Consider the following 7,155-nt stretch of genomic DNA (forward strand, 5'->3'; position numbering starts at 1 on the left):
TGCAATTAAATTGTTGAATTACTCATGCCAAATTTATCTCAACATTTATCATCTGTACTTGCGATACCAAAGCAAGATCAGCCTCCCCAGGTTGAAGATTCTCGTGCTGTTGTTGATTATCAAACCCAGGTAGCAACTGAGGCCAATGATTGGTTTTACGGTACAGAAGAACTGTTAGATGCTTTACCAAGGGTCTGGACACGTTCCATGCTGTACTTTTTGGTAGCATTTGCTGCCATCGTTTTACCTTGGTCGATGCTCACCAAAATTGATGAAACAGGTAGTGCTAGAGGGCGTTTAGAGCCTCAAGGAGCAACCCATCAATTGGGGATTCCTGTTCCTGGGAGTGTGAAAACTGTGAATGTGCAAGAAGGCTCGACGGTGCAAGCCGGTCAGGTTTTGATGGAATTAGACTCTGATATTTTGCAAACAGAGTTGCAACAAGCCAAGACACAACTAAAAGGATTAGGCGATCGCCAAGCGCAACTCAAGCTACTGCAAAACCAATTAATGCTGGCGATTAACATTCAAGAGCAACAAAACCAAGCTCAAGAATTAGAAAAACTGTCTCAAGTGAATCAGGCCCAGCAACAACTTGATGCTAGACAAAGTGCTTATAACTTACAGAGATTAGAAAGACAGGCTTTAGTTGAGCAAGCTAGACAAAACATTAATTCTAGCCAAACTGCCGAAAAGTTAGTCCAGAGTCGTTTTAACCGAGATTTCGCGGAAATTGACCGCTATCGTCAATTATATGAGCAAGGTGCAATTCCCCAAATTCAAGTTGTGGAACTAGAAAAAACGGCAGAGGAAAGCCAACGTTTACACTTGCAAGCACAATCTGAAGTTACCCAAGCTCAACTGCGTTTAAGGGAAGAAACAAGCCGTTATCAAGCGACGATGAGCCAAATTGTCGCAGATATTCAACAAGCTAAACTACGCCTCCAAGAACAGCAAAGCAGTTATCAAAGCGTCGTCCAAGCAGGCAAACTGGCTCTACTGAGAACCCAGGAACAACTCAAAGACATGGAACGGCAAATTAGTACCATCAACTCAGAAATAGCCCAAACTCAAAGTCAGATTCAATCTTTGCAGATTCAGCTACAACAACGAATAGTGCGATCGCCTATTGATGGCATCATTTTTGAAATGCCTGTGCAAAAACCAGGCCCTGTGGTGGAACCAGGACAAATAGTTGCCCACATAGCACCTAAGGGTAGTAAATTAATCCTCAAAGCCCAAATACCCAGTCAAAATAGCGGTTTCTTAGAAGTGGGAATGCCAGTCAAAATCAAATTTGATGCGTATCCCTTCCAAGATTATGGAGTGCTTGAGGGACGTGTTAGTTGGATTTCACCTAACTCTAAAGTTCAAACTAGTAATCAAGGTAGCGTAAATACTTATGAGTTAGATATCGCCCTAGATCAGCCTTATATGGAAGCTGGTAACAGACAAATCGCCTTAACTCCCGGTCAAACAGCAACCGCAGAGGTGATTATTCGTCAACGTCGAGTCATTGACTTCATCTTAGATCCGTTCAAGAAATTACAAAAAGGCGGTCTGGAACTGTAGTCAACACTCAAAGATAGTAACTTAAACTAGGAGTAGAAAATAGGGACTAGGATTCTTTTTGAACGCAAATTTAACGTAAGTTTGATGAACCTCTCCCCAACCCCTTTCTGACGCGGAAAGGGGCAAAAATATCCTTAATTACCAACGAAAGTTAAATATTGCCCCTCTTTTGATACTTTTTTAAAGCTGATAAAAGAGGGGAATATGTAATTGCTATTGCTCTACTTAATAAAAAATAGTTGCTCATACAATAACCTTTAATTTAAATATTAAAACTATCATCAGATAGAGACAATAAAAGATATATCAAGTGAAGATGATGAATACAATACTGATTTGTCTGTAAACCATCAGCAACCAATGTCTAGTTAGTTGGTTAATTGGAGGAATTTAACTATGTCAAATATTTTAAAAGTTTCTAGTGACGATATTATTTACTATATAAAACTAGCTTGTCAAATACCTGGAGTGTTAGAGGCGATCGCCACTCAAAAAATCATTGCTGATGCTGCCGATCAAGCAGGAATTGAAATCACCACAGAAGAACTACAAAAAGCGGCAGACAACCTGCGTTTAGCTAACAGACTGCTCAAAGCCGAAGATACTTGGGCTTGGTTAGAGAAACATCATCTATCTCTAGATGAATTAGAAGAAATAGCCAAAATTAACCTGTTATCGTCCAAATTAGCAAATCATTTATTTGCAGATAAAATTGAACCATTTTTTTATGCACATCAACGTAATTATTCTGGAGCCGTCACTTACGAAGTTATTTTAGATGATGAAGATTTGGCTTTAGAACTATTTTATGCCCTCCAAGAAGGCGAAATCAGTTTCCAAGAAATTGCTCGCCAATACATCCAACATCCAGAAATTCGTCGTGCTGGTGGCTACCAGGGAATCCGCCGTCGTGTTGATTTCCGACCTGAGGTAGCAGCCGCAGTTTTTGCCGCTACTCCTCCACAAATTTTGAAGCCCATAATTACACCAAAAGGAGTGCATATCATTGCAGTTGAGGAAATCATTAAACCAGAATTAGATGAAAATCTGCGTCTGCAAATTCTGGGAGATTTCTTTACAAATTGGTTACAGCAACAAATCGCTACTATAGAAGTTGTGGCGCATCTTCCAGAGAATAGCAATTCTTTAATACCACAAAATCTGCTCAAACCAGCTTAGTTTTCGATTAAAGCAGGGGATAGGGATAAAATTCAAGTCATCTCAGTTCAGTAGGTTGCTTTGTTCGCGTCAGCGTTGCGGAGCAATGGAAGGAAACCCAACATTTTGCGGGGTTTGTTGGGTTTCACTATCGCTCAACCTACATTCATTGAGTAATTTATTTTTCGGTAATCTTTAAGCAGTGAACCATTCTGGGCCAAATCTCTCTTCTTCAGCTACGAAAGACTCAGTGGCTGTTGTGCCATCCACAGACCAAATTCTATCTACACCTGCTTGTTGATCACGCCAGTAGATGTCGGTTTTGCCATCACCGTTGAAGTCGCCCAACGATGGCGTTAAAGTAGGATCATTACTGGGAAGAAAAGCTTCAGTAGCTATTGTTGAGCCATTCATCAACCAAGCAGTGTTTTCACCAGTTACCTGATTGCGCCAGAAGATATCAGTTTGACCATCACCATTGAAATCACCAATAGAAGATGTCCAGGATGAGTCTAATGTAGGTAGGGCACCTTCAGTAGCAAAGATACCGTTCATTGTCCAAATCTTGTTCTCACCTGTTGCTACGTTGCGCCATAGCAAATCAGTTCTTAAGTCACCGTTGAAATCACCAACAGTAAAGTCCCAACCGACATCTTGTGATTGCAGCGCAAACTCGGTTTTGTTGGTGCCATTCATAAACCAAGCTTTATTTTCACCTGTGGTTTCATTGCGCCAAAAAATGTCACTTCTGCCATCAGCGCTGAAGTCAACAATGGTGGGAGCGAATGCTGTATCAGTGGTTTCTAGAACAGTGGCATCTACAACTCTAGTACCATCCATCGTCCAAATGGCATTTTGACCAGTTTGTGCATTATGCCAGAAAATATCGGTCTTGCGATCGCCATTAAAATCGCCAATTTTAGCATTCCAGTTGGGGTCAACAGTTTCCAGTGCTACTGTATCAGCAACTCTGGTGCCATCCATTAGCACAATACGATTTTCTCCTGTAGCGTTATTACGCAACAAGAAATCAGTCTTACTATCGCCATTGAAATCGGCAATTGTATAACTCATGGCTGATAAGTCAAATTGACCTAAAGAAGCCTGCTCAACTACTCTGGTACCATCCATTAAGCGAACAACAATTTCACCAGTTTCAGCATTAACCCAAAGTTTATCTGTTTTGCCGTCACCATTGAAATCAGGTACAATCGCCGCACTTGTTAAGTAAGGATTAGGATTGGGGTTGGCTCCTCCAAATAAATCTTGAGGTATTGGTGTAGTTCCAAATGATGAAGAACTACTATTCATTGGTAATGTAGTGTCTAAGCCTATGGAAGAACCTTCCAACAAAAATGCGGTTTTTGCTAAAGAATCATCAAATGAACTTTTTACTTTTTGCTGAAGTCCAGAAGAGTTTGACTGTGAGAACATAATGTATTTTATGACTGGTTGTCTTCTCAGTTTTACCTCTTGGGTTTAGTTAACTTCTGTACTCAAAAAACATTTATTGAGATTTAAATGTTTTACTTATAAACATTTTGTTTTTATAAATATCTTTTTTTCCATACATTTGTTTGGCAAGCAAATTGTTTTTCTAATGTCAAGACATGCCTATATTGTTTGGGATTTTAGATATAAGTTATCAAACAGCTAAGATGCTAATAACGCCAAGAGAATCAACCAATAATTTCAGGAATCATTTAGAAGTGCTAGCTAGAAAAAGATGGCTGTTGTCGTCGGATAACGCACTTAAAATAATCAAGTGATGAATATGTCATAATTGATGATTGAAGATAAAATAAGGATTTGCCTAAATAATTTAAATTAGAAGTTACAAAAAGGCATAATCTCTAATTATCAAAAGTGTACACTAATACTAAAATTGACAATTTAATTCACTATGCAAGCAGAATATCGGCAGCGTCGCGAACAATTAATGGCAAAAATTGGTAACAGCACAGCCATTTTTCGGAGTGCGCCAATGGCAGTAATGCACAACGATGTCGAATACACTTATCGCCAAGACAGTGATTTTTTCTATCTGACTGGGTTTAATGAACCGCAAGCAGTAGCAGTTTTAGCACCGCATCACCCAGAACATCGGTTTGTGCTGTTTGTGCAACCGAAGGATCGAGAAAAGGAAGTTTGGACTGGTTATCTTTGTGGGGTAGATGCAGCCAAAGAATTTTATGGTGCAGATGCAGCTTACCCTATTACCGAATTAGATGAAAAGTTGCCCCAGTACTTGGAAAAAGCCGATCGCATTTATTATCATTTAGGACGCGATCGCAATTTCAATGACAAAATTCTCGGACATTACCAAAGCTTACTGCGGACTTATCCCAAGCGGGGTACAGGGCCAATTGCCATTCAAGATACTGGTAGCATCCTCCACAGCATGAGGTTGGTGAAAAGCGAAGCCGAATTAGAGTTGATGCGCCAAGCGGCTGCAATTGCTGTGGAAGCACATAACCGCGCTATGGAATTTACTGCACCCGGACGCTATGAATATGAAGTCCAAGCAGAAATAGAACATATATTTAAGCTACGGGGTGGGATGGGGCCAGCTTATCCTTCCATTGTGGCTGCTGGTGCCAATGCCTGTGTATTACATTACATCGAGAACAATCGGCAAATGCAGGATGAAGAATTGCTGCTAATTGATGCCGGTTGTGCTTATGGTTATTACAACTCTGATATTACCAGGACTTTCCCTGTAGGTGGTAAGTTTACACCAGAGCAAAAGACATTATATGAGATTGTCTTAGAAGCCCAAAAACAGGCGATCGCTCAAGTACAGCCAGGCAATAGTTTTAACACAGTTCATGATACAGCAGTACGAGTTATCACTGAAGGATTAGTAGAACTTGGCATCCTTAAGGGCGAAATTGACAAGTTAATTGAAGAAGAAAAATATAAACCCTATTATATGCATCGTACCAGCCATTGGTTAGGCTTGGATGTTCATGATGTGGGTGTTTATCAACATGGTGAAGATAAACCGCAGATTTTGCAACCCGGTCAAGTGCTGACGGTGGAACCAGGGATTTATATTGTCCCCGATACCAAATTAGCAGAAGACCAACCAGTAACAGATCCTCGCTGGGTAGGTATTGGTATTCGCATTGAAGATGATGTTTTGGTGACACCTACAGGACATGAAGTGTTAACTGCTGGGGTTCCCAAGGAAGTTAGCGAAGTAGAAAGATAAAACAACTGGGATAGAGAAACAAAGCGGCTAAGGCAAAGAAAATATACCTAATCAACACAGACAAAATCTACTCCACACCTTATAGCCGCTTCTCTTAACCGAGTATCAATAGTTGCCAATGGTAATCCTAGCCGCAATGCCAATTCTAAATAAGCTGCATCATACGCTGCTAAACCTTCCTGTCGCCCTAACGTCAATGTTGCATCTAATGCGTTAGTAGCTGTAGCTATATCAACTTGAATTAATAGTGACTGTAACAGAGCAATAGCAATCTCGGATTGTTCGTTAGTCATGCGGTTACGCCGTTCCGCTACCAGTAAGACATTAGCAATCTCCAGAAACCAAATTCCCGGTACAAACGCTTCGGCATCCGGCATCATTGCTAATATGGCATTAGCATAATCATTATTTTCATCCACCAAGCACCAGCTAATTGCTACAGAACAATCCAAAACAAACTGCATTTATGATCTTCGCCCTTCTTCTATCATGGAGCGAATGGAAGTTTTATCTAACCCCACTTCTCGCCGCAGTTGTTCCATTTTGGCAATTGCACTACTGATCGATCTTTTCGTTGTGGGCTTTCCCCAAGCATTATATTGCACTTGGGCTTCTTCAGAGATGGTAACTTCGTCCTCAGGTAACGGTTGTATCACCACCACTACTTCAACAGAAGTATCTTTTAAATCAGTGGGTGTCTGAATTTGTAAGATACCATCAGTCCCAATATGCGATCGCAACTTCATAGTTTCCATAATTTTATTTAATCAAGCTAGAAGACTCCCATTACAATGCACCAGCATTTAGCGGGAGACGGCAGTTGCTCATGGGGGAAACCCCCAAGACCGCACTGCCTCATGAATAGCGGTTAAAAACGAAACACCCTGTTAGAAAATATTTCGTGTCACGAAATGAGTATAACAGGGTAGTTGAGTTTTTGACAAAATAATGGTACTGTACTTAACAGTAACCAAACAAAAGAATGATAGTCTACGAAGCAAAAGCAGAGATAACAAGAGAGCAGTCACTTAAGGTAAATGAAGCCTTAAGGACTGCTCTTTTTGTTAAAAATTCTTGCTGGCGCTACTGGATAGATGGTCATGTAAAAACTGGTTACGATTTGAATAAATACACCAAAGTTCTAGCCGACAATCCCGACTTTCCGTGGGTTAAAAAACTCAACTCAACGGCAAGACAGGCAATGGCAGAAA

Annotated in this window: 6 protein-coding genes and 1 pseudogene; 4 read left to right on the plus strand and 3 right to left on the minus strand. The window is 40.5% G+C overall.

Going from position 1 to position 7,155, the window contains the following annotated elements; translation table 11 throughout:
* Positions 1–24 precede the first annotated feature (24 nt).
* Both ACM0OT_RS22620 and ACM0OT_RS22625 read left to right on the plus strand, forming a co-directional pair.
* Positions 25–1,572, plus strand: a complete 1,548-nt coding sequence (locus ACM0OT_RS22620; protein WP_414566629.1) for an HlyD family efflux transporter periplasmic adaptor subunit — start codon at positions 25–27, stop codon at positions 1,570–1,572.
* A 396-nt stretch (positions 1,573–1,968) separates the two neighbouring features.
* Positions 1,969–2,751 carry a peptidylprolyl isomerase gene (locus ACM0OT_RS22625; protein ID WP_414566630.1) on the plus strand — a complete coding sequence of 261 codons (783 nt, stop codon included), beginning with the start codon at positions 1,969–1,971 and terminating at the stop codon, positions 2,749–2,751.
* A gap of 174 nt (positions 2,752–2,925) precedes the next feature.
* Here the strand turns inward: ACM0OT_RS22625 and ACM0OT_RS22630 are convergent, their stop codons facing one another.
* Positions 2,926–4,164, minus strand: coding sequence for an FG-GAP repeat domain-containing protein (locus ACM0OT_RS22630; protein ID WP_414566631.1), 1,239 nt, complete (start codon positions 4,162–4,164; stop codon positions 2,926–2,928).
* Positions 4,165–4,633: 469 nt separating this feature from the next.
* Here ACM0OT_RS22630 and ACM0OT_RS22635 point away from each other — a divergent pair, with 469 nt between their 5' ends.
* A complete protein-coding gene (locus ACM0OT_RS22635; protein WP_414566632.1) occupies positions 4,634–5,944 on the plus strand; it encodes an aminopeptidase P N-terminal domain-containing protein in 1,311 nt (436 codons plus the stop codon).
* A 47-nt stretch (positions 5,945–5,991) separates the two neighbouring features.
* Here ACM0OT_RS22635 and ACM0OT_RS22640 read toward each other — a convergent pair whose 3' ends face one another.
* Positions 5,992–6,408, minus strand: coding sequence for a type II toxin-antitoxin system VapC family toxin (locus ACM0OT_RS22640; protein ID WP_414566633.1), 417 nt, complete (start codon positions 6,406–6,408; stop codon positions 5,992–5,994).
* On the minus strand, positions 6,409–6,699 hold the full coding sequence (locus ACM0OT_RS22645; protein WP_414566634.1) for a hypothetical protein: 291 nt from the start codon (positions 6,697–6,699) through the stop codon (positions 6,409–6,411).
* A gap of 227 nt (positions 6,700–6,926) precedes the next feature.
* On the opposite strand from ACM0OT_RS22645, the pseudogene ACM0OT_RS22650 reads away from it, so the two are divergent.
* Positions 6,927–7,155: pseudogene (locus ACM0OT_RS22650) on the plus strand (RNA-guided endonuclease TnpB family protein); the annotation flags it as partial.

The organism is Anabaena sp. CCY 9613, assembly GCF_963920895.1.
GTDB lineage: Bacteria > Cyanobacteriota > Cyanobacteriia > Cyanobacteriales > Nostocaceae > Cyanocohniella.

Excerpts from the sequence above, each read along its gene's own strand:
- ACM0OT_RS22635 (WP_414566632.1), top strand. The coding sequence starts at position 4,634 with ATGCAAGCAGAATATCGGCAGCGTCGCGAACAATTAATGGCAAAAATT.
- ACM0OT_RS22645 (WP_414566634.1), bottom strand. The coding sequence starts at position 6,699 with ATGGAAACTATGAAGTTGCGATCGCATATTGGGACTGATGGTATCTTA.
- ACM0OT_RS22620 (WP_414566629.1), top strand. The coding sequence starts at position 25 with ATGCCAAATTTATCTCAACATTTATCATCTGTACTTGCGATACCAAAG.
- ACM0OT_RS22630 (WP_414566631.1), bottom strand. The coding sequence starts at position 4,164 with ATGTTCTCACAGTCAAACTCTTCTGGACTTCAGCAAAAAGTAAAAAGT.
- ACM0OT_RS22640 (WP_414566633.1), bottom strand. The coding sequence starts at position 6,408 with ATGCAGTTTGTTTTGGATTGTTCTGTAGCAATTAGCTGGTGCTTGGTG.
- ACM0OT_RS22625 (WP_414566630.1), top strand. The coding sequence starts at position 1,969 with ATGTCAAATATTTTAAAAGTTTCTAGTGACGATATTATTTACTATATA.